This is a genomic window from Mesorhizobium sp. WSM4841 (assembly GCF_055811515.1).
This window is the reverse complement of sequence record NZ_JBVVQC010000025.1, coordinates 61,725-86,441: the sequence shown is the minus strand read 5'-3', so window position 1 is coordinate 86,441 and position 24,717 is coordinate 61,725. Positions and strand designations below refer to the sequence as shown.

The 24,717-nt window shown below is 60.1% G+C and carries 29 protein-coding genes and 2 pseudogenes; 24 read left to right on the top strand and 7 right to left on the bottom strand.

Going from position 1 to position 24,717, the window contains the following annotated elements; all coding sequences use genetic code 11:
- The first annotated feature begins 17 nt into the window (after positions 1-17).
- From AC0L14_RS24890 to AC0L14_RS24880, 3 genes are read left to right on the top strand one after another with little or no spacing between them, the layout of a single operon-like run.
- Positions 18-890 (top strand): SUMF1/EgtB/PvdO family nonheme iron enzyme, encoded by an 873-nt coding sequence (locus AC0L14_RS24890; RefSeq protein ID WP_473751035.1) that lies wholly within the window; start codon positions 18-20, stop codon positions 888-890.
- A 17-nt stretch (positions 891-907) separates the two neighbouring features.
- Positions 908-1,426 (top strand): group III truncated hemoglobin, encoded by a 519-nt coding sequence (locus AC0L14_RS24885; protein WP_473751034.1) that lies wholly within the window; start codon positions 908-910, stop codon positions 1,424-1,426.
- A gap of 9 nt (positions 1,427-1,435) precedes the next feature.
- Positions 1,436-1,867: an ion channel gene (locus AC0L14_RS24880; RefSeq protein ID WP_473751033.1), complete on the top strand. Its 432-nt coding sequence runs from the start codon at positions 1,436-1,438 to the stop codon at positions 1,865-1,867.
- 12 nt (positions 1,868-1,879) lie between these two features.
- Here AC0L14_RS24880 and hemN read toward each other — a convergent pair whose 3' ends face one another.
- Complete coding sequence (hemN, locus tag AC0L14_RS24875) at positions 1,880-3,229, bottom strand: oxygen-independent coproporphyrinogen III oxidase (RefSeq protein WP_473751032.1); 1,350 nt, start codon at positions 3,227-3,229, stop codon at positions 1,880-1,882.
- A 160-nt stretch (positions 3,230-3,389) separates the two neighbouring features.
- Here hemN and AC0L14_RS24870 point away from each other — a divergent pair, with 160 nt between their 5' ends.
- On the top strand, positions 3,390-4,118 hold the full coding sequence (locus tag AC0L14_RS24870; protein ID WP_473751062.1) for a Crp/Fnr family transcriptional regulator: 729 nt from the start codon (positions 3,390-3,392) through the stop codon (positions 4,116-4,118).
- Here the strand turns inward: AC0L14_RS24870 and AC0L14_RS24865 are convergent.
- Complete coding sequence (locus AC0L14_RS24865) at positions 4,115-4,537, bottom strand: hemerythrin domain-containing protein (protein WP_473751061.1); 423 nt, start codon at positions 4,535-4,537, stop codon at positions 4,115-4,117. The two genes, AC0L14_RS24870 and AC0L14_RS24865, sit on opposite strands and share 4 nt — an antisense overlap.
- Before the next feature lie 253 nt (positions 4,538-4,790).
- Here AC0L14_RS24865 and ccoN point away from each other — a divergent pair, with 253 nt between their 5' ends.
- The 9 genes and pseudogenes from ccoN (at position 4,791) to AC0L14_RS24820 (ending at position 13,654) form a co-directional block, all read left to right on the top strand.
- Positions 4,791-6,401 (top strand): cytochrome-c oxidase, cbb3-type subunit I, encoded by a 1,611-nt coding sequence (ccoN, locus tag AC0L14_RS24860; protein WP_473751031.1) that lies wholly within the window; start codon positions 4,791-4,793, stop codon positions 6,399-6,401.
- A gap of 11 nt (positions 6,402-6,412) precedes the next feature.
- Positions 6,413-7,144: a cytochrome-c oxidase, cbb3-type subunit II gene (gene ccoO / locus AC0L14_RS24855; protein WP_473751030.1), complete on the top strand. Its 732-nt coding sequence runs from the start codon at positions 6,413-6,415 to the stop codon at positions 7,142-7,144.
- Between the two features lie 11 nt (positions 7,145-7,155).
- Positions 7,156-7,305: a cbb3-type cytochrome c oxidase subunit 3 gene (locus AC0L14_RS24850; protein ID WP_473751029.1), complete on the top strand. Its 150-nt coding sequence runs from the start codon at positions 7,156-7,158 to the stop codon at positions 7,303-7,305.
- A gap of 2 nt (positions 7,306-7,307) precedes the next feature.
- Positions 7,308-8,171: a cytochrome-c oxidase, cbb3-type subunit III gene (gene ccoP / locus AC0L14_RS24845; RefSeq protein WP_473751028.1), complete on the top strand. Its 864-nt coding sequence runs from the start codon at positions 7,308-7,310 to the stop codon at positions 8,169-8,171.
- A gap of 213 nt (positions 8,172-8,384) precedes the next feature.
- Positions 8,385-9,944 (top strand): cytochrome c oxidase accessory protein CcoG, encoded by a 1,560-nt coding sequence (gene ccoG, locus AC0L14_RS24840; protein WP_473751027.1) that lies wholly within the window; start codon positions 8,385-8,387, stop codon positions 9,942-9,944.
- Entirely contained in the window at positions 9,941-10,438 is a 498-nt protein-coding gene (locus AC0L14_RS24835) for a FixH family protein (protein ID WP_473751026.1), read from the top strand. The genes ccoG and AC0L14_RS24835 overlap by 4 nt, the downstream gene beginning before the upstream one ends.
- Positions 10,435-12,717, top strand: coding sequence for a cation-translocating P-type ATPase (locus tag AC0L14_RS24830; protein ID WP_473751025.1), 2,283 nt, complete (start codon positions 10,435-10,437; stop codon positions 12,715-12,717). The genes AC0L14_RS24835 and AC0L14_RS24830 overlap by 4 nt, the downstream gene beginning before the upstream one ends.
- Positions 12,714-12,857, top strand: a pseudogene (gene ccoS, locus AC0L14_RS24825) (cbb3-type cytochrome oxidase assembly protein CcoS); the annotation flags it as partial. The gene AC0L14_RS24830 and the pseudogene ccoS, both read left to right, overlap by 4 nt.
- A 98-nt stretch (positions 12,858-12,955) precedes the next feature.
- Positions 12,956-13,654 carry a CBS domain-containing protein gene (locus AC0L14_RS24820; protein ID WP_473751024.1) on the top strand — a complete coding sequence of 233 codons (699 nt, stop codon included), beginning with the start codon at positions 12,956-12,958 and terminating at the stop codon, positions 13,652-13,654.
- 59 nt (positions 13,655-13,713) lie between these two features.
- Here the strand turns inward: AC0L14_RS24820 and AC0L14_RS24815 are convergent, their stop codons facing one another.
- The 3 genes from AC0L14_RS24815 to AC0L14_RS24805 form a co-directional block, all read right to left on the bottom strand.
- A complete protein-coding gene (locus AC0L14_RS24815; RefSeq protein WP_473751023.1) occupies positions 13,714-14,262 on the bottom strand; it encodes a hypothetical protein in 549 nt (182 codons plus the stop codon).
- An 83-nt stretch (positions 14,263-14,345) separates the two neighbouring features.
- The gene (locus AC0L14_RS24810; protein ID WP_473751022.1) at positions 14,346-14,615 is read right to left on the bottom strand and encodes a DUF6455 family protein; all 270 of its coding nucleotides are present in this window, start codon (positions 14,613-14,615) and stop codon (positions 14,346-14,348) included.
- A gap of 143 nt (positions 14,616-14,758) precedes the next feature.
- Positions 14,759-15,571: a universal stress protein gene (locus tag AC0L14_RS24805; RefSeq protein WP_473751021.1), complete on the bottom strand. Its 813-nt coding sequence runs from the start codon at positions 15,569-15,571 to the stop codon at positions 14,759-14,761.
- A 230-nt stretch (positions 15,572-15,801) separates the two neighbouring features.
- On the opposite strand from AC0L14_RS24805, the gene AC0L14_RS24800 reads away from it, so the two are divergent.
- The 4 genes from AC0L14_RS24800 (at position 15,802) to AC0L14_RS24785 (ending at position 18,888) form a co-directional block, all read left to right on the top strand.
- Positions 15,802-17,316 carry a PAS domain S-box protein gene (locus tag AC0L14_RS24800; protein ID WP_473751020.1) on the top strand — a complete coding sequence of 505 codons (1,515 nt, stop codon included), beginning with the start codon at positions 15,802-15,804 and terminating at the stop codon, positions 17,314-17,316.
- The gene (gene fixJ / locus AC0L14_RS24795; RefSeq protein WP_473751019.1) at positions 17,303-17,917 is read left to right on the top strand and encodes a response regulator FixJ; all 615 of its coding nucleotides are present in this window, start codon (positions 17,303-17,305) and stop codon (positions 17,915-17,917) included. Before AC0L14_RS24800 ends, fixJ begins: the two co-directional genes overlap by 14 nt.
- Positions 17,918-18,337: 420 nt before the next feature.
- Positions 18,338-18,592 (top strand): lipoyl domain-containing protein, encoded by a 255-nt coding sequence (locus AC0L14_RS24790; protein ID WP_473751018.1) that lies wholly within the window; start codon positions 18,338-18,340, stop codon positions 18,590-18,592.
- Between the two features lie 59 nt (positions 18,593-18,651).
- On the top strand, positions 18,652-18,888 hold the full coding sequence (locus AC0L14_RS24785; RefSeq protein ID WP_473751017.1) for a hypothetical protein: 237 nt from the start codon (positions 18,652-18,654) through the stop codon (positions 18,886-18,888).
- Between the two features lie 275 nt (positions 18,889-19,163).
- On the opposite strand, the gene AC0L14_RS24780 is transcribed toward AC0L14_RS24785, so the two are convergent.
- Together AC0L14_RS24780 and AC0L14_RS24775 are read right to left on the bottom strand one after the other, a co-directional pair.
- Positions 19,164-19,511 carry a c-type cytochrome gene (locus AC0L14_RS24780; RefSeq protein ID WP_473751016.1) on the bottom strand — a complete coding sequence of 116 codons (348 nt, stop codon included), beginning with the start codon at positions 19,509-19,511 and terminating at the stop codon, positions 19,164-19,166.
- 27 nt (positions 19,512-19,538) lie between these two features.
- Entirely contained in the window at positions 19,539-19,979 is a 441-nt protein-coding gene (locus tag AC0L14_RS24775; protein WP_473751015.1) for a phasin family protein, read from the bottom strand.
- A gap of 84 nt (positions 19,980-20,063) precedes the next feature.
- On the opposite strand from AC0L14_RS24775, the gene AC0L14_RS24770 reads away from it, so the two are divergent.
- The 7 genes and pseudogenes from AC0L14_RS24770 (at position 20,064) to AC0L14_RS24740 (ending at position 24,661) form a co-directional block, all read left to right on the top strand.
- On the top strand, positions 20,064-20,957 hold the full coding sequence (locus AC0L14_RS24770; protein ID WP_473751014.1) for a universal stress protein: 894 nt from the start codon (positions 20,064-20,066) through the stop codon (positions 20,955-20,957).
- Between the two features lie 202 nt (positions 20,958-21,159).
- Positions 21,160-21,315, top strand: a pseudogene (locus tag AC0L14_RS24765) (Hsp20/alpha crystallin family protein); the annotation flags it as partial.
- 377 nt (positions 21,316-21,692) lie between these two features.
- Positions 21,693-22,250 (top strand): Spy/CpxP family protein refolding chaperone, encoded by a 558-nt coding sequence (locus AC0L14_RS24760; protein WP_473751013.1) that lies wholly within the window; start codon positions 21,693-21,695, stop codon positions 22,248-22,250.
- A 59-nt stretch (positions 22,251-22,309) separates the two neighbouring features.
- Positions 22,310-22,978 (top strand): hypothetical protein, encoded by a 669-nt coding sequence (locus AC0L14_RS24755; RefSeq protein ID WP_473751012.1) that lies wholly within the window; start codon positions 22,310-22,312, stop codon positions 22,976-22,978.
- 70 nt (positions 22,979-23,048) lie between these two features.
- Positions 23,049-23,474 carry a DUF2267 domain-containing protein gene (locus tag AC0L14_RS24750; protein ID WP_473751011.1) on the top strand — a complete coding sequence of 142 codons (426 nt, stop codon included), beginning with the start codon at positions 23,049-23,051 and terminating at the stop codon, positions 23,472-23,474.
- 3 nt (positions 23,475-23,477) lie between these two features.
- On the top strand, positions 23,478-24,221 hold the full coding sequence (locus AC0L14_RS24745; protein ID WP_473751010.1) for a phosphoribosyltransferase: 744 nt from the start codon (positions 23,478-23,480) through the stop codon (positions 24,219-24,221).
- Positions 24,215-24,661 (top strand): pyridoxamine 5'-phosphate oxidase family protein, encoded by a 447-nt coding sequence (locus tag AC0L14_RS24740; protein WP_473751009.1) that lies wholly within the window; start codon positions 24,215-24,217, stop codon positions 24,659-24,661. Before AC0L14_RS24745 ends, AC0L14_RS24740 begins: the two co-directional genes overlap by 7 nt.
- Positions 24,662-24,717: the final 56 nt, after the last annotated feature.

Genomic DNA, 24,717 nt, shown 5'->3' with positions numbered 1-24,717 from the left:
CGGCCGGACTTGACGCCATGTCCTTCGATCCTGTCTTCACCCTCGGAACAATCGCGGCTGCCGCACTGATCAGCATCGGCATTGCTCATGCGCTCCACGATAGGTCGTTGGAGTTCTCCCAACCGGTGGCCGTTAGCGAACTGGTGGTCCTGGGACCCGGCTCGTTTGATCACCCGCAGGCTGGGGAATTCCTCAAGGAGAACCGTCCCGTCGCGGCGCCCATCGAGCAGGAAACCATCGACGCGCCACTGGAAATCATGAAATACCAGGTAAGCGTATCGGAATATGGACGTTGTGTGGCGGACGGCGCCTGCAAACCAGCAGATGCACGCAATGTCGGTGACCTTCCGGTCACCGGTGTGAGCTATCTCGATGCCGAAGCCTACGCGAGGTGGTTCTCGGCGCGGACAGGAGAGGCATGGCGGTTGCCGACGGACGTGGAGTGGGCTTATGCGGCCAGCGAACGGTTCCGAGGTGACATTGAGGGCGGCGAAAGCGACCCGAACAATCCGGCGCGCCGGTGGCTGACACAGTATCGCCTGGAGGCTGCGCTGGGACGCAAACCTGATCCAGAGCCGAGGACTCAAGGTTCCTTCGGCACCAATTCAAAAGGCCTGGCGGACGTTGCTGGAAATGTCTGGGAATGGACCTCGACATGTTATTCGCATGCCACGATTGATATGGATGGCAAGCGAACCGCGAGTTCGATCGACAATTGCGGCGTGCGCGTCGTTGAAGGGTTTCACCGCACCTACATGTCGAACTTCATCCGCGACGGCAAGAGCGGCGGCTGTGCCGTCGGCACGCCGCCCGACAATCTGGGCTTCCGGCTGGTCCGCGACCGGCCCAGCCTCGTGCAGGTCGCCCTTCGGCGCCTGGGATTTTCCTGACAACACGAACAGAGTGCATGATGACCTTGAAATCAGCTTTGGCCGATCGGGCACGCCCGGTCGCGGAACAGCCTTTGAACGATGCCGGCGTCGATCGAGCCTCGATCGGAAAACTGGTCCGCGAATTTTACACAAAAGTCAGGCAGGACGAACGTCTCGGTCCGATTTTCGCACGCGAGATCACCGGTGACTGGGAGCCACACCTAGAGAAAATGACGGACTTCTGGTGTTCAGTCATCCTCAAGAGCGGCGATTATCACGGACGCCCGGTGCCGGCGCACCTCAAACTCAAGGATGTCACCGAGGCCGATTTCGAGATCTGGCAGACCCTGTTCGGCCAGACGGCGGCTGAACTCTTCGCTCCGGAAACTGCGGCGGTGTTTGTCGACCGAGTCGAGCGGATCGCGACAAGCCTGAAGCTGGCGATGTTCTTCCGTCTCGGTCCCGTTGCGACGGCCGGTGGCGAACAGGCTGGCTTCGGCGAAACTCGGCCGGTTTTGATTTCGCGCAAGGAACGCACTCCGAGAGATTCCTAATTTCGTTGCATGGCCCTCAATCTCTTCGTCGGCACGGTCGTCATAAGCCTGACGGTCCTGATTCACACCTTCGGTCTGATCGCCGTTACCTATGCGATGAGGTATCTGGTGGCGCGGTTTCGCATGCATGGCCGCCGCAGCCGGATAGTCGCGATAATCAGCGTCGTGATGGGGCTCTTCGCCGTCATCACAACGGAGGTCTGGCTTTGGGCAGGGATTTACCTGTTGCTCGACATCTTTGCCGACTTCGAAACCGCACTGTATTTCTCGACCATTACCTTTTCGACGGTCGGCTATGGCGACGTCATACCCGCTCACGGGTGGCGCGTGCTAGCAGCGCTCGAGGGCGTCAACGGGTTTCTGCTGATCGGCTGGTCGACCGCCTATCTGATCGCGGCAGGAACGCGGATCGGCCCATTCAAGACCGGGGAGCATTTCTAACCGGGCCGGCGCTCAGACTGCCACCGAATGCTTGGCTTTGCCGGTTTCGAAATATTTGTCGAACCTGGCCGCAATGCTGCGGACAAAAGGACGATTGTCCACCGGCACTACGAAACTGTCGCCATTCAGTTCCAGCAACCGAGCAGGATCACGAAGGGCGACGGAACTCGCCTGGAGCAGAAGCTTCTGGCCGATTTCGCCGAAGCGCTCGACCAGATCGATCGCCGAGAAGGCGAAATCGCACATCAGCCGTTCGATAATCCAGCCGCGCACGCGGTCATCATCGGACAACTCGATGCCGCGCACGGCAGCCAGGCCTCCCTGCTCCACCATGCGTCCGTATTCGGCGGTCGCCGGCATGTTCTGTGCATAGCCCTGACGAAACTGGCTGATCGATGAAGGACCAAGCCCGATCAGTGTCTCACAGCGATCCTCGGTATAGCCCTGGAAGTTCCGGTGCAAGGTTCCGGTGCGTGCTGCAACGGCCAGCGCATCACCGGATCTGGCGAAATGATCGAAGCCCACGGCTTGATACCCTGCCTTCAGCATAAGGCCGGCGGCAATTTGCGATTGAGCAAAGCGTTCGACCGAATCCGGCAGCCACGCTTCGTCGATCATCGTCTGGTGTTTCTTGAACCACGGCACATGCGCATAGCCGAACAGCGCCATCCTGTCCGGCTCCAGGGTCAGGGCCTGCGAGACGGTGGCGGAGATGCCCTGCCTGGTCTGGTGCGGCAAGCCGTAGAGCAGGTCCAGGTTGACGGACGTGACGCCGCGCGAACGGACCCCGTCGACGACAGCCTTTGTCTGCAGGAAGCTTTGCTCCCGGTTGATCGCCTTCTGCACTTTCGGATCGAAGTCCTGCACGCCGAGGCTCGCCCGCGTCATGCCGATTTCGGCGAGCGCGTCGAGGCGTGTCTCGTCCATGTCGTTCGGATCGATCTCGACGCTGACGCTGGCGTCCGGAAGAAAATCGAAGCTGCTCCGCAAGACGGCTCCTAGTGCCACCATGTCATCGGACTTCAGCATGGTGGGCGAACCGCCGCCCAAATGGACGGCGCGGACATGGCCCTTGCCGCTGACGAGGCCGGCGACTGTTGCGATCTCCGCATGAAGCGAGCGGAGATAAGCAGTCACCGGTTCGTAGTGGCGGGTCTGCTTGGTGTGGCACGCACAGAACCAGCAGAGCCGATCGCAGTATGGGATGTGCAGGTAGAGCGAAATCTCGTCACCGCCTTGGATCGCTTCCAACCAGCCTCGATGGACGGCAGCATCAACGCCTGAATGAAAATGCGGCGCGGTCGGGTAACTGGTGTAGCGGGGGACATTCTCGCCAAGTCTGGCAGCCAATTCCGGTTGCATGTCGCCTTCCATCATCCTTTGCGAGGTTGAATTCTGGCTGCAGCTCCCCAACGTCGCCTTGATTTCTGTCAAAGCCCTGAGCTGCGGACAAACTGCCGCAAGGATTTTTCAGCAGCCGATGCTATCTTGCCGACACTTTGGCTCCGTCGGGACGATCATGATGACAGTGCGGCAGGACGTTCACAGTGCCGGCATTCCGGTGCTTTGCCAGTCTTGCGAGGCACGGCATCGCGGCGTATGCGGCGCGCTCGATCCCGCCCAACTGGTCGGACTCGCCAAGACATCGTCAAAGCACAAGATCGCGCCGGGGATCGAACTGATAGGCGATGCTGAGGCTGTCGACAGCTATTCGAATGTGCTTTCGGGTGTGGTCAAGCTGACAAAGAGCCTTTCCGACGGTCGCCAGCAGATCGTCGGCCTCCAGTTTGCGCCCGACTTTCTGGGTCGGCCATTCAAGGTGGAAAGCGCGATCAACGCGGAAGCCGCAACCGCCGTTTCTCTGTGCTCCTTTCCAAAGGCCGCTATCGAACGAATGATGAAGGATTCACCGGAACTCGAGCATCGCCTGCTCAAGCAAACGCTGAACGAGCTCGACGAAGCACGCGACTGGATGCTGACGCTGGGGCGCAAGACCGCTTTGGAAAAGGTGGCAAGCTTTTTGCTGATGATCGCCACGAATATCGATCCCACGGTCAACTCCACCGCAAAATCGGCGACCTTCGACCTGCCGCTGACACGCGCCGACATCGCCGACTTCCTTGGCCTGACGATCGAGACAGTGAGCCGGCAGCTGACCAAGCTAAGAACGGACGGCGTGATCCGGATCGAGAACAACCGGCATGTGACGGTCGACAGCCTGGGCCGGCTGGAGCAACGCTCCGGCGCCTAGATTACGCCCTGATCGATGATTCCGATCGCCGGCAAGACATGCTCGCGCTCGAACGCGATATGACGGCGCATGGTTTCGAAAAAGCCGCGCAGCATGAAGCCGACCGTTTCGGCATTCTCGACTGTCTCGCCATGGCCGATCGCTAGCAGGGTTTCAGTTACCTCGCCGGCAAAGCATTCATCTTCGACGTGTTCGGCGCGCAGTCGCCGGGTTGAGGCAAGGTTGTCATTGCCGGCGACTGCAGAGGCTTCATAGGCGGGGAAGATTACCATTTCTTCATACTGATGAATATTGCGCAGCAACGGGACGATTGCGTTGGCTATGCCAAGGCACTTCAGGCGATCGACGTTCGGCAAAGCGTCCGCAATTTTCTCCAGAGCATCACACAGCTGCAACTTTTCCCCATGTGCGCGTTTCATCACCGCGCTTGGGATTGCCTCTCTGCCGGATGGGCCAGCTAGCATCGAATTCTCACGACGTGCCTCGAACAGCAACGATCCCCGCTCTTTCTCTTCCTTCAACGGCCGCCTCCCACTCGTTCGCAAGATCGACGCTGCCCAATCCAACAGCATATGGCTTTGACATGGATCAAGGCGGCGATCGGGAGACTGCTGAATTGGTATCGACGCGGATTGGCGTCCGCGCATCGGAATCCGACACCGGGGACATGCCATGAAGTTCGGCACAGAAATCGTCGCTTTGGTCCTTTTCGCGTTCGTCGCGCTCGTGGCGGCCGGCTTTGGTGTGGACGAGCCGTTTCGCCAGCACATGTGGGTGCTTTTCTTCGTGCTGCTTGGCTTTGTCATCGTCCTTCTGCGCAACACCAGCTTTGCGCCGGTGGCACCGGTCGATCCTTCTGCCTACATGGATCGGCCAATCCGCTACGGCGTCATCGCCACCATGTTCTGGGGTGTTGTCGGCATGCTTGTCGGCGTGGTCATCGCGCTGCAACTCGCCTACCCGGATATCAACATCGAGCCCTGGTTCAACTTCGGCCGCCTGCGGCCATTGCATACGTCCGGCGTCGTTTTTGCCTTCGGCGGCAATGCGCTCATCTGCACGTCCATGTACGTCGTGCAGCGCACCAGCCGCGCCCGGCTGTTCGGCGGCAATCTCGCCTGGTTCGTGTTCTGGGGTTATCAGCTTTTCATCGTCATGGCCGCGACCGGCTACCTGCTCGGCATCACAGAGAGCCGCGAATACGCTGAGCCCGAATGGTATGTGGACATATGGCTGACCATCGTCTGGGTCGCCTACCTCGTCCTGTTCCTCGGCACCATCCTGAAGCGCAAGGAACCGCATATCTACGTCGCCAACTGGTTCTATCTGTCCTTCATCGTGACCATCGCGATGCTGCACCTGATCAACAACCTGTCGATGCCGGCGTCTCTCCTGGGCTCGAAGAGCTACTCCGCCTTCTCCGGCGTCCAGGACGCCTTGACGCAATGGTGGTACGGCCACAATGCCGTCGGCTTCTTCCTCACAGCCGGCTTCCTTGGCATGATGTATTATTTCGTGCCCAAGCAGGCGAACCGGCCGGTTTATTCCTACCGGCTGTCGATCATCCACTTCTGGGCGATCATCTTTCTCTACATCTGGGCCGGGCCGCATCACCTGCATTACACCGCCCTGCCCGACTGGGCGCAGACGCTCGGCATGGTGTTTTCGATCATGCTTTGGATGCCCTCATGGGGAGGCATGATCAACGGCCTGATGACGCTGTCCGGCGCCTGGGACAAGCTGCGCACCGATCCGATCATCCGCATGATGGTGATGGCCATCGCCTTCTACGGCATGTCGACCTTCGAAGGCCCGATGATGTCGATCAAGGCGGTCAATTCGCTGTCGCACTACACGGACTGGACCATCGGGCATGTCCATTCCGGCGCACTCGGCTGGGTAGGCATGATCTCGTTCGGCGCGATCTATTACATGGTGCCGAAGCTGTGGAACCGTGAACGTCTCTATTCGCTGCGGCTCATTACCTGGCACTTCTGGTTGGCGACCCTCGGGATCGTCGTATACGCCGCGGTGATGTGGGTTTCCGGCATCATGCAGGGCCTGATGTGGCGCGAGTACGACGAGCAGGGCTTCCTGGTCTATTCGTTCGCCGAGACCGTGGCCGCCATGCATCCCTATTACGTCATGCGCGCCGCCGGTGGCGCGATGTATCTCGCCGGTGCTGTCATCATGACCTGGAACATCACCATGACCATCCTCGGCTACCAACGCGAGGAGGAGCCGATGCCAGACTCCATCCCCACCCTTCAGCCCGCACAATAAGGAGCCAAAAAATGGGCTTGATGGACAAACACGCGATCATCGAGAAGAACGCCACGCTTCTTCTCGTTGGTTCCCTCCTGGTGGTGACGATCGGTGGCATCGTCGAAATCGCACCGCTCTTCTATCTCGACAACACGATCGAGAAGGTCGAGGGCATGCGGCCCTATTCGCCGCTCGAACTCGCCGGGCGCAACATCTATGTGCGTGAGGGCTGCTACCTCTGTCACAGCCAGATGATCAGGCCGTTCCGTGACGAGGTCGAGCGCTATGGTCACTACAGCCTGGCGGCCGAGTCGATGTACGATCACCCGTTCCAGTGGGGATCGAAGCGCACGGGGCCGGACCTCGCCAGGGTCGGAGATCGCTACTCGAACGAGTGGCACGTTCAGCATCTTATCGAGCCGCGTTCGGTGGTGCCGGAATCGATCATGCCGAGCTATGCCTTCCTGAAGGATACGCCGATCGAGGTGAAGGACTTCTCGACACACCTTATCGCAAACAGGCGCGTCGGCGTCCCCTACTCCGATGACATGATCGCTCACGCCGCAGGTGACCTGATTGCGCAGGCCGACCCCAAGGCCGACACATCCGACCTGGCTGGCCGCTACGCGAAGGCCAAGCTCGGCGACTTCGACGGTAATCCGCAACAGGTCACCGAGATGGATGCGCTCGTCGCTTACCTGCAGATGCTCGGCACGCTGGTCGATTTCAAGACCTATGACGAAGCCGCCGGCTACCGCTGAGGAGAAAGGACATGGATTACAACTGGATGAGAGAGTTCGCCGACAGTTGGGCCCTGCTCGCCATGGCACTCTTCTTCGTTGGCACGGTCGCGTTCGCATTCCGTCCCGGGAGTGGCAAGCAGGCCGATGAAGCCGCCCACATTCCCCTGAAGGACGACTGATCATGAGCGATGAACATATCGACGAAGTGTCGGGCATCTCCACCACCGGCCACGAGTGGGATGGCATCAGGGAGCTCAACAACCCACTTCCGCGCTGGTGGGTCATAACGTTCTACATCACCATCGTTTGGGCGATCGGCTACACCATCGCCTATCCGGCATGGCCGATGCTGACCTCGGCGACCAAGGGCGTACTCGGCTATTCGAGCCGCAACGATGTCAAGAAGGAACTTGCCGCGGCCGAACTCGCCAAGGCCAAGTATGCCGCAGCGATACAATCGAAAACCGTTTCGGAGATTGCCGGCGACGACGCGCTGCGCGAATTCGCTGTTGCCGCAGGCAGCGCTGCGTACAAGGTCAATTGCGTGCAGTGCCACGCTTCCGGTGCCCAGGGGTCCAAGGGTTTTCCCAACCTCAATGACGACGACTGGTTGTGGGGCGGCACGGCCGAGCAGATCCAGCAAACGATCACGCACGGCATACGCTTCGCATCCGCCACGGATACCCGCCTGTCGGAAATGCCGGCTTTTGGCGAGATCATCACCGGCGACCAGGTCGCACAGGTCAGCACCTACGTCGCCAGCCTGTCCGGCCCGGTTCAAGATGCAAAACTGGTCGAGCCGGGCGCCAAGGTTTTCGCCGAAAACTGCGTGGCCTGCCATGGCGACAATGCAAAAGGCAACAAAGAGCTCGGCGCGCCCGATCTGACCGATGCGATCTGGCTCTACGGGTCCAACGAAACCGCAATCGCCGCGCAGGTCCGCGCACCCAAGCACGGCGTTATGCCGGCCTGGATTGAGCGTCTCGGCGAAACCAAGGTCAAGGAGCTCGCGGTCTACATCCATTCGCTTGGCGGTGGGGAATAGAGGGGGGGTCCTATTCCCGGCCCTCGCCAGCCAAGCGAAGAGGCCCGGCTTGCGCCGGGCCTCATTGCATTGGATGTCCGCCGATTGACTTGCATCAACGCGGAGCAGGCTACCCTGCGGCAAGGCTTGTTCAACGCGGCATTTCGCGCACCGGCCGAAGAACAAGTCCGACTGCGCGCGCCGAAACCATAAGCTGCGCGACTGGAGTTTCTCGTGCTGGATAATACGCAGATAGAGAGGCTCGAAGCCGAGGCGGTCAACTCAGCCAAGGTCCGCCAGCCGCTGTATGCACCGCGCAAGAAGATCTTTCCCAAGCGCGCCTCGGGCAGCTTTCGCCGCTTCAAGTGGCTGGTGATGGCGATCACGCTGGGCATCTACTACCTGACGCCCTGGCTGCGCTGGGATCGAGGTCCGTTTGCTCCCGATCAAGCTGTGCTGATCGATCTTGCCAACCGCCGCTTCTATTTCTTCTTCATCGAGATTTGGCCGCAGGAATTCTACTATGTGGCCGGCCTTCTCGTTATGGCCGGCATCGGCCTTTTCCTGATCACATCCACAGTTGGCAGAGCCTGGTGCGGCTATACCTGTCCGCAGACCGTATGGGTCGATCTGTTTCTGGTTGTGGAGCGCGCGATCGAGGGAGATCGCAATGCCCGCATGAAACTCGACGCCGGATCCTGGACGGCGCGCAAGCTTGTGCTGCGTGTATCGAAACACGCCGTATGGCTTGTCATAGCGGCAGCGACCGGCGGCGCCTGGATCTTCTATTTCGCCGATGCGCCATCGCTGATTGGCGAGGTCTTCGCTGGCACCGCGGCGCCGGTCGCCTACATCACCATCGGCGTGCTGACCGCAACCACCTACACATTCGGCGGCCTGATGCGCGAGCAGGTCTGCACCTATATGTGCCCGTGGCCGCGCATCCAGGCGGCCATGCTCGACGAAAATTCGCTCACCGTGACCTACAATGACTGGCGCGGCGAACCTCGGTCGCGGCACGCCAAGAAGGTCCAGGCCGCCGGACAGCCGGTCGGCGACTGCGTCGACTGCAATGCCTGTGTCGCCGTCTGCCCGATGGGGATCGACATTCGCGATGGCCAGCAGCTCGAATGCATCACTTGCGCGCTGTGCATCGATGCCTGCGATAGCGTCATGAACAAGCTCGGCAAGGAGCGCGGGCTGATCTCCTATGCGACACTGTCCGATTACAACGCCAATATGGCGGTGGCGACTGCAGGCGGCTCTTGCTCGGTGAACCCGTCGCTCGTCAGGACCGACGGCGGCGCTTTCTCCGAACAATTGGCCCATTTCCATATCCGCAAGATCTTCCGGCCACGCACCTTCATCTACATGGGCGCGTGGTCGGCAGTCGGCATTGCGCTGCTCTATTCGCTGCTGACGCGCGACCGGCTCGAGGTCAACGTTCTGCACGACCGCAACCCGCAATTCGTCACGCTGTCCGACGGTTCGATCCGCAACGGCTACACCGTCAAGCTGCTCAACATGATCCCCGAGCCAAGGACGATCGTTGTCACGATGCAGGGCCTGCGGGGAGCCGAAATGAGCGTCGTTGGTATCGACCTTCCCGCAGACCGGTCCTTCGCCGTCGCGGTCGAACCCGACCGCCTGAAGATGCTGAAGGTTTTCGTGCGCCAGCCGGCGGACCGGGTCGGCGGCGCAACGCAAACGTTCAAATTCCGCGTCGAGGACAAGGCGAGTTTCGAAACGGACGAATACACCGCCACCTTCAACGCCCCGGAGATCGCCAGATGAGCGCCAATACGCAAAAAACCCGCGAATTCACCGGCAGGCACATGCTGGCCACCATTCTCGCCTTTTTTGGTGTGGTCATCGCAGTTAATCTGACGATGGCAACGCTCGCCAGCACGAGCTGGACCGGCCTCGTCGTCGAAAACACCTATGTGGCCAGCCAGCAATTCAACCGAATGGCCGAGGAAGGGCGTGCGCAGGCGGCGCTCGGCTGGACCGGCAAATTGACGATCTCTTCGGGCGAAGTCCGCTACAGTCTCAGCGATGCCGCCGGCAAGCCGGTTCCCTTGCATAGTGTCAAGGTGCTGTTTCGTCATCCTGCCTATGAGGGCGCGGACAAAGCTGTCACTCTCGCCGCTGCCTCGGGCCAGGAATTTGCTGCTCAGCACACGCTAAGGGACGGCGTCTGGATCGTCGAAGTCGACACTGATGCCGGTCTGCCAGAGCCTTATCGCGACGTTCGCCGGATCATGATTTCTAAGGGAGCACTGCAATGAGCTGCTGTGCACCGGGCGCTGAAATGGCGCTGGATCTGGGCGGAGCGACATCCAGCTTGCCATCGAGCCAGGAGATCAGGTTGGCAAGCCGCGCGCTTGGCGATGGCCTTCGCCAGACCGATCTGTCGGTGCCGACGGTTCACTGCGCGGCTTGCATCCAGGCGATCGAGACAGCGCTTGCAAAGCTCGAGCATATCGAAGGCGCTCGCGTCAACCTGTCGACAAAACGTGTTTCGGTGCAATGGCGCGGCGACGAGGTTCCGCCATTCGTCGCCACACTTGTGCGGCTGGGCTATGAAGCGCACCTGTTCGATCCCGAGGCTGACGGCAAGGACAAGACGCTTTCGGAACTGATCCGCGCCGTCGCCATCGCCGGCTTTGCGGCGGGCAACATCATGCTGCTTTCGGTTTCGGTCTGGTCAGGCGCTGAAGGCGCGACGCGTGACCTGTTCCATTGGGTCTCCGCGCTGCTCGCCATCCCGGCGCTCGCCTTCGCCGGCGGCATCTATTTCCGCTCGGCTTGGAATGCTTTGAGCCACCGCCGTATGAACATGGATGTGCCGATTGCGGTTGGAGTCTCGCTTGCCTACGCGATGAGCCTCTACGAAACCATCAACCATGGCGACCACGCTTATTTCGACGCGTCGGTATCGCTGCTGTTCTTCCTGTTGATCGGCCGCACACTGGATCACGTGATGCGGGAGCGTGCCCGGACCGCGGTCAACGGCCTGTCGCGGCTGGCAGCCCGCGGCGCCATGGTCCTGCGCCATGACGCCAGCCACGACTACCTGCCCGTCGAGGAGATCGAACCAGGCATGCATCTGCTGATCGCGGCCGGCGAAAGGATACCCGTCGACGGCAAGATCATTCAAGGCTCTTCGGATCTCGACTGTTCCCTGGTTTCCGGTGAGAGCACGCCCAGAACCGTGGCGTCCGGGGAAACCGTGCAGGCCGGCACGCTCAATCTCACCGGCCCGCTGACCATCGAGGCCACAGCCGCCGCAAAGGATTCTTTCCTGGCCGAAATGGTCCGGCTGATGGAAGCCGCCGAGGGCGGACGCGCGCATTATCGCCGTATCGCCGACCGCGTTTCAGCGCTCTATGCTCCGGTCGTCCATCTGACCGCCTTCGTGACGTTCCTTGGCTGGATCGTGGCCACCGGCGACTGGCACCGGGCAATGACGATCGCCATCGCCGTTCTCATCATCACGTGCCCATGTGCACTCGGCCTCGCCGTGCCGATCGTGCAAGTGGTCGCGGCTCGTCGCCTGTTCGAGAACGGGATCATGGTCAAGGACGGGTCAGCGATGGAGCGCCTGGCGGCGATCGACACGGCGGTGTTCGACAAGACAGGAACGCTTACGCTCGGGCAACCCAGGTTGGTCAACGCGTCGTCGGTCGATCTGACGATGCTGGCGATCGCAGCCGATATGGCCGCACACTCCCGCCACCCGTTCTCAAAGGCCATCGCCGCTTTCATGGGTTTTGCCGGACAACCGAAGGTGGACGCCGTCAGCGAGCACCCCGGCTTCGGTATCGAAGCTACAACCGCGAACAGCACATGGCGACTTGGCCGGCGCGGCTGGGCCGGATGGAAAGCTCGGACCGGTGGCGAAGGCAAGTATGGCGGAACGGTGCTCTCGAGAAATGGGATGATCGTCGCTTCGTTCGCGTTCGAGGACGCTACACGCTCTGATGCCAAGGCGGCGGTTCGGCAATTGAAGGATGCCGGCGTGTCGGTCGAGATGCTGTCCGGTGATACCGCAACTGCCTGCGGCGAAGTTGCCAGGACGTTGTGTATCGAGAACTTCGTTCCGGCGCTGCTTCCATCCAGCAAGGTCGAGCACATCGAGGCGCTGACAAAGGTCGGCCATAAGGTTCTGATGGTGGGTGACGGGCTCAACGACACGCCCGCACTGGGCGCCGCATACGTGTCGATCGCCCCCGCCAGCGCGGCCGATATCGGCCGCAACGCCGCCGATTTCGTCTTCCTGCGTGAAAGCCTCCTGGCCGTGCCCCTCGCCCTCGACATCTCGCGGAAAGCCGGAAGGCTGATCCGCCAGAACGTTGCCATCGCGATCGTCTACAATGCCGTTGCCGTGCCGATCGCTATTCTCGGCCATGTCACGCCGTTGATCGCGGCGATTGCGATGTCCGCCTCGTCGCTGCTGGTTATCGGAAACGCGCTCCGGCTGCAGGGGTCTGGGCCGCACGCTTCAGCAAGAAGCGTCGCTCCTGACGGACGCTCCGGCATCGGCGCCCTGGCGCGACCCTCATGACGACGCTCGCCTACCTCATTCCTGTGGCGCTGTTCCTCGGCGCGCTTGGGCTGTCCGGGTTCCTTTGGGCGCTGAAGAGCGGTCAGTACGAGGATCTCGACGGAGCGGCGGAGCGGATTCTGATCGACGGGGACGACCAGCAAAAAGTGACGTCTGGCGTTGTCGAAGTGATGCAGATCAAGGCACGTCCCGCACAGGACCTCGATATTGGCCCCGATAGTTGTCGGAGGAGTCAGGCATGCAAGCCGAAGCCATAATGACCGCACCGGTGATCGGGATAGAACCAACGGCATCGATTTCCGATGCGGCAGGGTTGATGCTCTCCAAAAGGATCAGCGGCCTTCCCGTCATTCGCAGCGACGGCGCTCTGGTCGGTATAGTCAGCGAGGGCGATTTCCTGCGCCGTGAAGAACTCGGCTCCAAACGCAAGCGCGCGCGTTGGCTGGAGTTTCTTGTCAGCCCAGGAAGAGCCGCCGATGAATATGTTCGGGCCAACGGACGCAGAGTCGAGGAGGTGATGATGGCGGATGTCGTCACGGTATCCCCTGGCGCATCGCTGCCCGAGATCGTCGAGCTGATGACGCGCCATCACGTCAAACGCGTTCCGGTCATCGACGGAGGCAAAGTTGTCGGCATCGTCACCCGCGCCGATCTTCTGCGTGCATTGCTCCGTATCCTGCCGGACACTGTCTCGACAGTCACCGACGACGAGCAGATCCGACAGAATGTCCTTGCCGAGCTTGCGAGACAGAAGTGGGCCGGCAAGGACATGATCGACGTGACAGTGGACAAGGGGGTGGTGAAGCTGAGCGGCGCGATATTCGACGAACGCGAGCGCCAGGCAGCCATTGTCGCCGCCGAAAACGTCGCCGGCGTAAGGGCCGTCAAGGATGACCTCTTCTGCGCGGGGCCGCTGTCGGTGGTGCTTGTCTCTTAGTTCAGCACTACAAGAATTTGCGGACTCCGCATTGCGTGACCCAATGTCCGCGTTGAACCCTAAGTCGCAGCTATCGTTATTAGTGGTCGAAGCAGCAACAAGGCGAATGCGATAAGCACCGCGCCCGCGACCCGGTCTGCCATCTGTCTGCCTCCGTTCAGCCGCCTGCCGAGCAAAAGCCACATCGACCCGGTGGCAGCTGTGGTCAACAAAAGTACAATCCAGAAGAAGCCCAGTTCGTACGGCCTCGCGCCCACCGGCACGATTGCCAGACAATAGATAGAGGCTTTCGGATTGAGGGCAGTAGTTCCTATAACAGAAAGGCTATCCCCGTCTTCGGATGCGTCGATCTGGTCGCTGACTATCAGACGCAGGCCAAGAATTACGAGCCATAGGGCTGCGACCAGCTTGAGTACCTGGATGGCGCCGGACGGCAGCAAGGGTCGCAGCGAAAACCAGCAGGCGGCTGCGATCCCGTATCCGCAGGCCTGTGCGACCAAGAGTGCAATCGCCTTCTCTCGCTTGGCCGCACCCGCCATCAAAAGAGCATTGGTTGGGCCGGGCGCAATAAAAAGCAAAAATGCTTCTAGAAGAAATAGATTGTCCAAACTGCCTGGTCCCATGGGATGCAAATCTATCGGCATAAGTTCAGTTTGCGTTGACTCGTCAGACCCATTTGTGGTGACTTTTTCTAGCGTTGGCCGGCTGCGTGTTGAAGCCGTGCGATCAAGTCGTGGTTGCGGCAGTAATCCGGCGGATCATCGGCGTGCTGGTGTTCGTCGAGCCAGCTCGTGCATTCGTCCTGATGGCCGCACGACCGGCAGCGGTCTACTGCACGATTGGTGACGGCCACATGGTCCGCCACGACCTTCAATTGTTTGTCGACGCCGAGCTTCTGCATCATGCGACCCATCAAAGCGGTCCTGGCGTCACCTGAAATCAGGTAATCGAGAAAGGTCATGTCGGTCACTCCTGTTTCTCGGCCATCATTGCCATGTTGGCGACCGCTGCATTGATCTCGGTCAACAGGCGACTCGCCCGGAACCATGAATCTGGCGTGCGGACCGCATGTGTCGGACTTGAAGTTCCCGGTGCGGCTGGCGGTCAATACGACATGAAGCGGTTGATGGCGTTGTCTTCGATCAGCGTGCGGGTGACGCCGCCGAAGGCCCATTCCCGCAGGCGGCTATGGCCGTAGGCACCGGAGACGATCAGATCCGCATGGATCGAGCGCGCGAATGCCAGCAGCCGGTCACCATCAGCCTCGTCACGGATCAGTTCGGTTCGCGCCAGGATGCCATGATGTTCGAGATAGACCGCGACGTCGGCGAGGCTGTCGCGGCTGCTTTCGTGGCGGTCGGCATCTATGGTGGCAACGACCACCTCGTTGGCCCCAGCCAAGAAAGGCAATGCATCCGCTATCGCCCTTCGCGCCTCCCTGGTGTCCTTCCAGGCGACCAGCACGGTCTTTGCCATGACATGTTCGACATTGCTCGCGGCGACGAGGACTGGCCGGCCTGTGCCGAGGGCAAGGCTCCCGATATCTACGGCGCGGTAGATATTTTCTCCCTCCTCGCCGCCGGTAACGATGAGGTCCGCCGCACGGGCGGAAACGCTGAGGAAGCGGGTCGGACTGCTGACCGCCTGCCCCCATTCGCTGCTGACCGATGCCGGAACCAGCCTTTCGAATTCGGCCCGCAGTTCGGTAAGCCGCTTTTCGATCTCGGTTCGCTGAACCTGCATGATCTCGCCTTCGTAGACCATGCCGTTGCCGGTGGCGACCAGCGGCGGAACATCCGCTGCCGCCAGGCCGATAAGGTGCGCTCCGAAACGCTCGGCCAGTTCGACCCCCAGTTTCACTATGGGCGCAGGCGCTGCATCTATCGCAAGGTTTGCGATAATTGACTTGTAAGACATGCGAGGGGGCCTTTCGCTGAAGAGGGTAGAAATGTATGAGCGTTGCATTCACCACCGCCCAATGCCTTGATGTGAGTCAAAGGACCCGCCAATTGCATCCGAAGACTTCGGCCTCGATCCGTTTTGAGTGCGCGGCGAGGAGTGATAATTAGCCTTTGTTGCAGGCGTGCCGAAACCAGGGATATCAGGTGAGCCAAAGCGAAGCGGGTATTTTGTCGGCCGGCGGGACGATGCTGAAATCAGTCTTGTCGCAAATGTTCGAGCAGGCTCCGGGCTTCATGGCTCTCATGCGGGGGCCGGATCATGTCTTCGAACTGACCAATGCCGCCTACCAACGACTGATCGGCCACAGGTCGGTGATTGGAAAGTCGGCGCGCGCGGCCCTTCCCGAGCTCGAAGATCAAGGCTTCTTCGAACAGCTGGACTATGTGTACAGGACCGGCGAGCCGTATAGGGGCCAAGGCGTGAAGGTAGCCCTTCGCAACAAGGAGGATGGGCCGATAGAAGAGCGCATCCTGGATTTCGTCTATCAGCCGATCAAGACCGACGATGGTCGGGTCGCTGCCATCTTCGTCGAAGGCACGGATGTCAGCGAACTCTCCTTTGCGAACGCCGCACTTCGGCTGCGGGAGGATCATCTGCGTTCGATCCTGGCAACGGTGCCCGATGCGATGGTCGTCATCGACGAACAAGGCCACATCCAATCCTTCAGCACGGCCGCCGAGATGCTGTTCGGTTACAAGTCCGGCGAAGTCATAGGTCAGAATGTCAGCCTGCTGATGCCGGCGCCCTATCGCGAGCAGCATGACGCCTACCTGCACCGCTATCTGACGACCGGAGAGCGCCGGATCATCGGACTTGGCCGCACTGTCACGGGAATGCGCAAGGATGGTTCCACCTTTCCCATGGAGCTTTCCGTCGGCGAGATGCATCCGGGAACGGGACGCTTCTTTACCGGCTTCTGTCGCGACCTGACCGAACGTCACCGGGCGGAAGCAAGAATACAGGAGCAGCAGCAGGAGCTTCTCCATATGGCACGATTTACCGCGCTCGGCGAAATGGCCTCGACGCTTGCGCATGAGATCAACCAGCCGCTCACCGCGATCACGAACTATCTCAAGGGCAGCCGCCGGCTGCTTGAGAAGAGCGAGGAAGAGAGCGCGCCGATGTTGAGGGAGGCTGTCGAAAAGGCCGCGGAACAGGCCTTGAGAGCAGGAGATGTCATCCGACACCTTCGCGACTTCGTTTCAAGAGGTGAAAGCGAGCGTCAGGTCGAGCGCTTGCCGGCATTGATCGAGGAAGCATCGTCCCTGGCCCTGGTTGGGGCAAGAGAAGCCAATGTGCGCGTCAGCTACAAACTCGATCCTGCAGCCGAACTGGTCTTGACCGACCGCATCCAAATTCAGCAGGTTCTGCTCAACTTGATGCGCAATGCGGTGGAGGCCATGCAGGGAGCACCGCACCGTGAGTTGCATGTGATGACCATTGCCAAGGACGACGGCATGGCCGAAGTGAGCGTGATCGATACAGGCACGGGCCTCGCGCCGGAGATCTCGGCCCAGCTTTTCCAACCTTTCGTCACCACCAAGAAGCAGGGTATGGGTGTCGGCCTCTCCATTTGCCGCACCATCGTCGAATCGCACGGCGGTCGTATCTGGGCCGAGGCAATGCCGTCTGGAGGAACCGCTTTCCGGTTCACCTTGCGCACCGTGGACAGGGAAGAGGTCGTCAATGGCCGGGAATGATCTTGTGCATGTGGTCGACGACGACGTCGAGGTTCGCAAGTCGCTCGGTTTTCTTCTGGCGACCGCCGACTTTGCCGTACGCCTGCACGAATCGGCGACGGCGTTTCTGTCAACGGCGACGAACAATATCGACGGCTGCATCGTGACCGATGTGCGCATGCCCGGCATAGACGGCATCGAGTTCCTGCGCCAACTCAGGACCCGCGGTCACTCGGTTCCGGTTATTGTCATGACCGGTCATGCCGACGTGGCGCTCGCCGTTCAGGCGATGAAGGAAGGGGCCGCCGATTTCATTGAAAAGCCGTTTGACGACGAGGTGCTGATCGAGGCGATCCGCTCCGCGTTGGACAATCGCAATCAGACGGATGCGGCACATCCACAAAGCTCGGAAATCCGCGGTCGTCTGTCGGCGCTGTCGGAGCGGGAGCGACAGGTGCTGGACGGACTTGTGTCCGGCCTGCCAAACAAGACGATTGCTTATGATCTTGGCATCAGCCCGCGCACGGTCGAGATCCATCGCGCAAATGTCATGAGCAAGATGGCCGCGAGCAGCCTGTCGCATCTCGTGCGCATGGCATTGGTTGTGGAATCCAAACGTTAAGGCGAGTCACTGAGAGACTTGCCGTTGTTTGCCGGAATCCTATCCGGCACCCAGTCGCGCCAGTGGGTCGGGTGGATGTCAATGCGCGCGCGGGTGGCGGCGTTCTTCCAACCTTCCCGTTCCCTTACGCAAGGAAACACAAGCGCATGCTCGCCATCCTCGTCTAAGACGGCCAGTTCGAGGTCGCGACCAAACGGAGCGCTTAGGATTGGCTTCCACATCCCCCTAGCATGCGCAAGCTGGCAAGCCTCGCCTTGATTTGAATCATTTTCAAAAATGCCAATGCGACATTGACTTCATAGGCAGGCACGCCGCGCCTGTTTCGCCTCGGTTGCTCATGGAAGCAGCAAACTCTTTGATCGTGATCAAATGACCACCTTGCCGAGCGGAATATCATTCCCGGCACAAAGGAGAACCGCGATGCAGGATATCAGGGTCGATCAAGAGTTGTGGGCATCCAGCATGCTGCCTGAGGGCATTGTCGAGCGATGGTTCATCGCCAGCGGCGCCATAATCAAGGCTGGCGAGCGAATAGCAGAAGTTAGAATTGAAGATGCGCTGCACGAGATTGTCGCGCCGGCAAATGGGCGAGCGACGATTGTCGCGACAGTGAACGCTGTCATCGAACCTGGTTCGGTCCTGGCAACGTTGGACGACTCTTTGCGACCCGGCTGATGGCGTTTAACGCGTCACGGTTTGGGAGAGCGCCCAGGGGAGAGCTAAGGGAGTTCAGCATGGTTAAGAGAACGGACAAGATCGAGATTGGCATGGATGTGGCGGTGAGGTGTCGCGTCACCAACACCTGGCAGGATGATCTAGGGGACCAGTGGGCTACAGTGCTGATCGATGGCTATGATCTCCCGATCACGTTGAAGGCGACCCCACTAGTCGGTTGCCAGAGGGGACCCTCGTGGGGTGCGCCGCCACCCGTGACTGACGCTTTCGCCGCCGGCAGTATCAGGCGGGCTTGACGAAGGTTCTGTGGGCCTGAGGCGATCTCATCCATGCACGGAGCGCGCCAAGGGGTTTCTAGCATCAAGGGTTTCTAGCAGCCACCATCCACAATTCAAGGATTGCATTGTTGGCGTTGAAACGGGCGGATCATCCTGCGGAGCGCAGATCGTTGCGCACGCTCGATCGTTCTTCCGTGCCGCCGACCGTATGCCGCGAGGCCGATTGCGCATGGACCAAGATCAGATCTGCGTCGCGCTCTTGCCCATTGCTTGCCTTGTTCCCCTGTCACCGATCACGGCTTCTGCAAGCTGGCGATATACGCGATGATCGCCTCGATCTGATCGGGGCTGGCAACCCACTCGGGCATGTCAGGGTGGCCGGTTGAAATGCCCTCGGCGAGGGCCTCTTCGAGATCGGTGAGCGGATAGCGCTTCGACAGAGTGCGAAAGGCGGGAGCGTCCGGATGGCTGCTCACGTCGGTTTTTCCAACAGCATGGCAGCGTGCGCAATTGACTTGCACCAAGGCCTTGCCGTGTTCCGTCACGCTGTCGGCCAGGGCTGGCGACATAGAACCGAGCAACGCCGCCGCAAGGATGGAAACTCGCGATCGACGACTTTCATTGCCGATACAGGCATTCATGCTTGCAAGCCTCTGCAATGGTCAATTCTACGCGACCGTCTTGGCCGCCATGTCCTCGATCGCAGTCTCGGCTTCCTTGCGCACACGCCGGGCCGTTTCCGAAACGAGCTTCGATGTCAGCGCTGCGACCTTACCGGCTTCCGTGGCGTATTGCGATGTCGCGTTCTGGAGGAAGTTCGCGAAAACATCGAAAGCGTCTTTGAAGTCGCTGCCGTCGATGAGATCTTCGGCCAACCGAACATCCTGCTCGCACCGATGTTTTAAGAACGAAAGGGTCTCGATCTGATAACGCATCATTGCCTTGAACGTGTGAGCCTGAAGGAATGCCGCGGCGAGGATGAGCTGCTGTGCATTCTGCGCCGTCGGCAAAGATAGTATGCCGAATTGGAATGGCTCGAGATGGGCTTGCATGTCGGTACTCCTTTTTGAGCGGTGCAGACAACTGTCTGCAGGCAACGCTATCGCCAATTGCCGTCGGGTCGTTGATCAGGATCAACAGGCCCAAGACCTTTGCCGGCACTGCGAGCAACTGGTGTGCCCCTGGTGCACCGTTTGACGCGCATCAAGGTCCTTGCCCCTTTTTCGTGGCTGGCTCGCCTCGACCACAAGAGGGCGGCAACGATGGCTTTCAAGACGATCATGGTACAGCTGGACGTGGACGCCCTCGCCGCGCCACGCATTTCAGTCGCGTGGGATCTTGCTCGAAGGCATGATGCGGAGCTGATCGGCTTCTGTGCGGCCGAGCCACATTTTGTCATGCCCACCGGCACCGACGACAGGGCCGCCACGAAGGCGATATGGTCTCAGGTGGAAGAGATAGAAGGCCGCCTTGATTGCCTGAGAGAGGAGTTCCTGAACATAGTCAACGGCAACAACCGTGCCTCGTGGCGCGGCGAGATCGGAAATCCAACGCGCCAGCTTGCGCTCAATGCACGTGCTGCCGATCTGATCGTCATCGGATCCCCGGCGCCGGATTTCGTAATCGACCGCCACCGGACCGTGGATCCAGGCAGTCTTATTCTCGCGGCGGGCCGTCCGGTGCTCGTGGCTTCTGAAACCCCCGCCCCGATCAAGGCCGAAAGTATTTTGATCGCATGGAATGACACGCGGGAGGCGCGACGTGCCGTCATCGACGCCCTGCCCTTCCTGACCCGCGCGAGCGATGTGGTGATCGCCACCGTGAATGATGGAGAATTCTCGTCCCGGGAAAATGCGGCGGACGTCGAGCTTTTCCTGACACGCCACGGGGTGAAGGCGCGATCCGAGGTGTTGGATGCCAGCCGCTCCGAGCCAGCGGAGATTCTCCTCCGGATCGGGCAGGAAATCGCGGCCGACCTCATCGTTCTGGGCGGCTACGGTCATAGCCGAGTCCGGGAAATGACCTTTGGCGGCGTGACGCGCTCACTGCTCCAGACCGGATCGTTCCATCGGCTGATCTCGAATTGAGGCAACGGATGCGTCTTGACCTGGATCAACACCGATCTTTGCGTCAAGCGCTTGGATACGGCTCTTGCCAAGCCAAACTGGATTTTGGCGACACGGAACACGACGAACCGTGATGACGGAGAATAGTTGGGCGAGAGCCGATCCGGCGACGACTGGCAAGCGGGCTCACCGACCTCCGGCCCCGTGATTCACATTGGGAAGCCGCTACGGCTCCTTCCAGCGGTCGTTCCAAGTGCCCGAAGGCGTCGACGCCGACAAGATCGAGGCCAGCTTCACCAAGGGCGTGCTGACGGTGAAGCTGCCCAAGACCACTGAAGCCCAGAATGCCGAGAAGAAGATCACGGTCAAGGCTGCATGATTGGCTGTTTGATCGAAGCCCTCAGCGCCAGTCAATCTTGAGGTTCATTGCCTTTTGCGGGATTGGAAGGCTGGCGAGATTCCTTGCGTGCCTGACGCTCCGCAATTTCGAGCTTTTGCCGCTCCTAGGCCAACAAGCCTTCGATGACGCGTCGCTGCTCGGGATCGGTCTCGCGAGAGAGCAGATCCTCGAAGTGGGCGATATTGGCACGGGCTATGAACCGGTCCACGACATCCCTCAACGCCCAGCCTGAAACACCAAATAAAGGTTACTCCCAACACTGTGGCAGTCCCAGCTTTTTTGACGCAGATCAATGCGCGCCGCGCAATCGCGTGATTTGTGGGCAGACGACGCAAACCGTCTGAATGGAGCATCCCATGTTCACTTGGCGCACTACCTTAGCCGCGGGATTTATGATGGTCGTGACAGGACTGCCTGCTCTGGCCGGCGCCGAGGACGACGATGCCGGCTGGTGGCCCCGGTGGGGCGTGGGCCGCATGATGATGGGTCAATGGGGAATGGGCGGCCCGATGGCTGGCTACGACTCAGACGAGATGCTCGATCGAATTGACGGACGCCTCGCTTTCCTCAAGGCGGAACTGAAGATCACCGACGAGCAGACGCCCTCCTGGGATCAGCTGGCCGCCGTCATTCGCAGCACAGCCGAAACGCACAACGCGCTGATGCAGGCCATGATGAAGGAGTTCCAGGAAGGCGGCTTCCTGAAAAGGCCCCTGCCCGAGCGGCTGGCCTACCAACAGACTCATCTCGAAGCCCGTCTGGAACAGGTAAAGGCTGTCAGGACGGCCGCTGAAAAACTATACGCAGCACTCAGCGACGAGCAGAAGAAGGCAGCCGACGAGATCGTACTGCCTATGATGGGGATGGGCATGGGGCGATCGGGCGGCTTCGGGCCTGGAATGATGTTCAGGTAGTCTCCCTTCGCTTGAGGAGACATGGACTGATGCAGATAGCCTGCGGAGGAGCTGAGCGCGTGTTCGTTCTGTTTCGGCTTCTGGGATTTCTGGGGACACTGTCTGTGCTCGGCATGACTCATGCGGCCGGCTCGACGATCTTTCCAACAGGCGTGACCTACAGCAATTGGACTGAAGAGACCGAAGAGACCCGGTTCTGCGAAATCATCGTCGATATCAGCAACCCGCCATCGCGCGAACTCGTCAAATTCATCACATTTGGTGGATACGACAGGTCCGACGGTACGGTTCTGGCCGGCTTTCTCCTGGCGGCAATCGATGTCGCTGCAATCGAAAAGTCCAAGATCGTGCCGATTTCAAACGCGGCCTTCAATTCCGCGACTTTCAATTCGCCGGGGCAGCTGAGCTCCGAAACCTTTGATGGCGGTACAATAATGGCGACGACGGACAACGCCAAGCTCGCCGCTCCATTCATCAATGCCGTCCTTGCAGGAGATTATGAATTGAGATTCTCCCGCGACGAACCGAACTCGGAAATGCGAACTTATAAAATCCTGGCCGGCCCATCGGACTCTGTGGCGACCAATTTCATTCTTTGCATGGACGGCCTGTCGATCGGATCCAAGCAGGTTCGGTCGTTCATATCGGGAGGGAGAGGCCTGCTGCCGGAGCGATTGACAGCAGGCTCCGCATCACGATGGCAGCAGCCTCCGGCAGGCACCAAATAATTTGATGCGGCTCAATGCAAGGATCTTCCCGTTGGCCAAGATGGCGCGACGGACGTGAAGGAGTACTCGCATGGTTCACACCTCGGCAATTGGTTTTGCTCACGCGGCCGAGCAGGCCCAGCAATGGGTGAGCGAGTTGGCCAGGGACCTGGGCTGGAGCGAGCAGAGCGCCTACCGGCTCCTGAGATCCGTTCTGCACACGCTGCGGGACTGGCTGTCACCTGCGGAAATGGCCGATCTTTCCGCCCAGCTGCCGACGCTCATCAGGGGCATCTACTTCGAAGGCTGGAATCCATCGGCGCCTGAGTCTGACCACAAGAAGCGAGATTTTGTCCTCAGCGTCAGAAACAGTTTCGGCTATGATGAGGCCGTCGATTTTGATGTGGCGATCAACGCGGTGTTCAAACTTCTCGACCGTCATATTTCGCATGGCGAGATCGTGCAGGTAAGAAACTCGATGAAGAAATCGCTTCGTCATCTGTGGCCGGCGGGTTGATCGATGTTTCGTGACCGTCAGGACGCTGGACAAAAGCTTGGCATCGAGCTGGAGAAACTCCGGCTGCATCAGCCAATCGTCCTCGCCTTGCCGCGGGGCGGCGTTCCCGTCGCTGCTGAGGTGGCCAAGGCGCTGAAGGCCCCGCTTGACCTGATTATCGTGCGCAAGGTGGGAGCGCCGGGGAATCCCGAACTGGCTGTTGCCGCGATCGTCGATGGCGATCCTCCAGATGTCGTACTCAACCGGGACATCGTCGAAGCCTACTCGCTCGACGATGACGAGCTTCGCGTATTGATCGCCAAAGAGCGCCCTGAGCTTGAACGACGACGCCTGGCCTATCGCGGCAAGCACTCGGCCCTGTCGGTATCCGGAAAAACGGCAATCATCGTCGATGACGGAGCCGCGACCGGAACGACGATGAAGATCGCGATCCGGGCCTTGAAGAGGCGCTCGCCTCGGGAAATCGTTGTCGCGCTTCCCGTGGCACCTGCTGACACCTTGACTGAGCTTGCCCAGGAAGCGGACTGCACCGTTTGCCTCAGTCAACCGGCGCATTTTCGCGCTCTCGGTCAACACTACCTCAATTTCCCGCAGCTCTCCGATAGCGAAGTGCTGGCAGCCGTGGCTGAGGCTGCTCGCGCGCATAGTGCGGCCGACTTGGCAATTCGAAACGCCCCGCCATGGACGCCAAAAAGAGACAACGGCACAAGACAGCTGCCAAGAGTTAGGAGAACGCAACGATGCTGATCCGCACACTGTCTACTTTGGAATGCACCAAATTGCTGACGACCAACCGCGTGGGCCGTCTGGCATGCGCGAAGGAAGGGCAGCCCTACGTCGTGCCGCTATACTTTGCGCACGCAGACAACCATCTCTATGCGTTTTCAATGCCCGGCAAGAAGATCGACTGGATGCGAGCTAACCCGCTGGTATCGGTCCAAGTCGATGAGCGAGGCCAGGGCCGAGGTTGGAGAAGCGTTGTTGTCGACGGCCGCTACGAAGAACTGCCTGACCGGGTCGGCCACAAGCTTCAGCGCGATCATGCTTGGTCAGTGCTGAGCAAGCACCCCGACTGGTGGGAGCCAGGCGCCCTCAAGCCAGTCATTCCTCCCAAGGCCGATAGCGAACCCCACGTTTTCTTCCGGATCCTCATCGAGCAGGTGTCGGGCCGGGAAGCGAGCGAGTAGGTCGTACAGCCCATTCGCTGCCAAGAACAAAACGGGCCGGCGCAAACTCGCCGGCC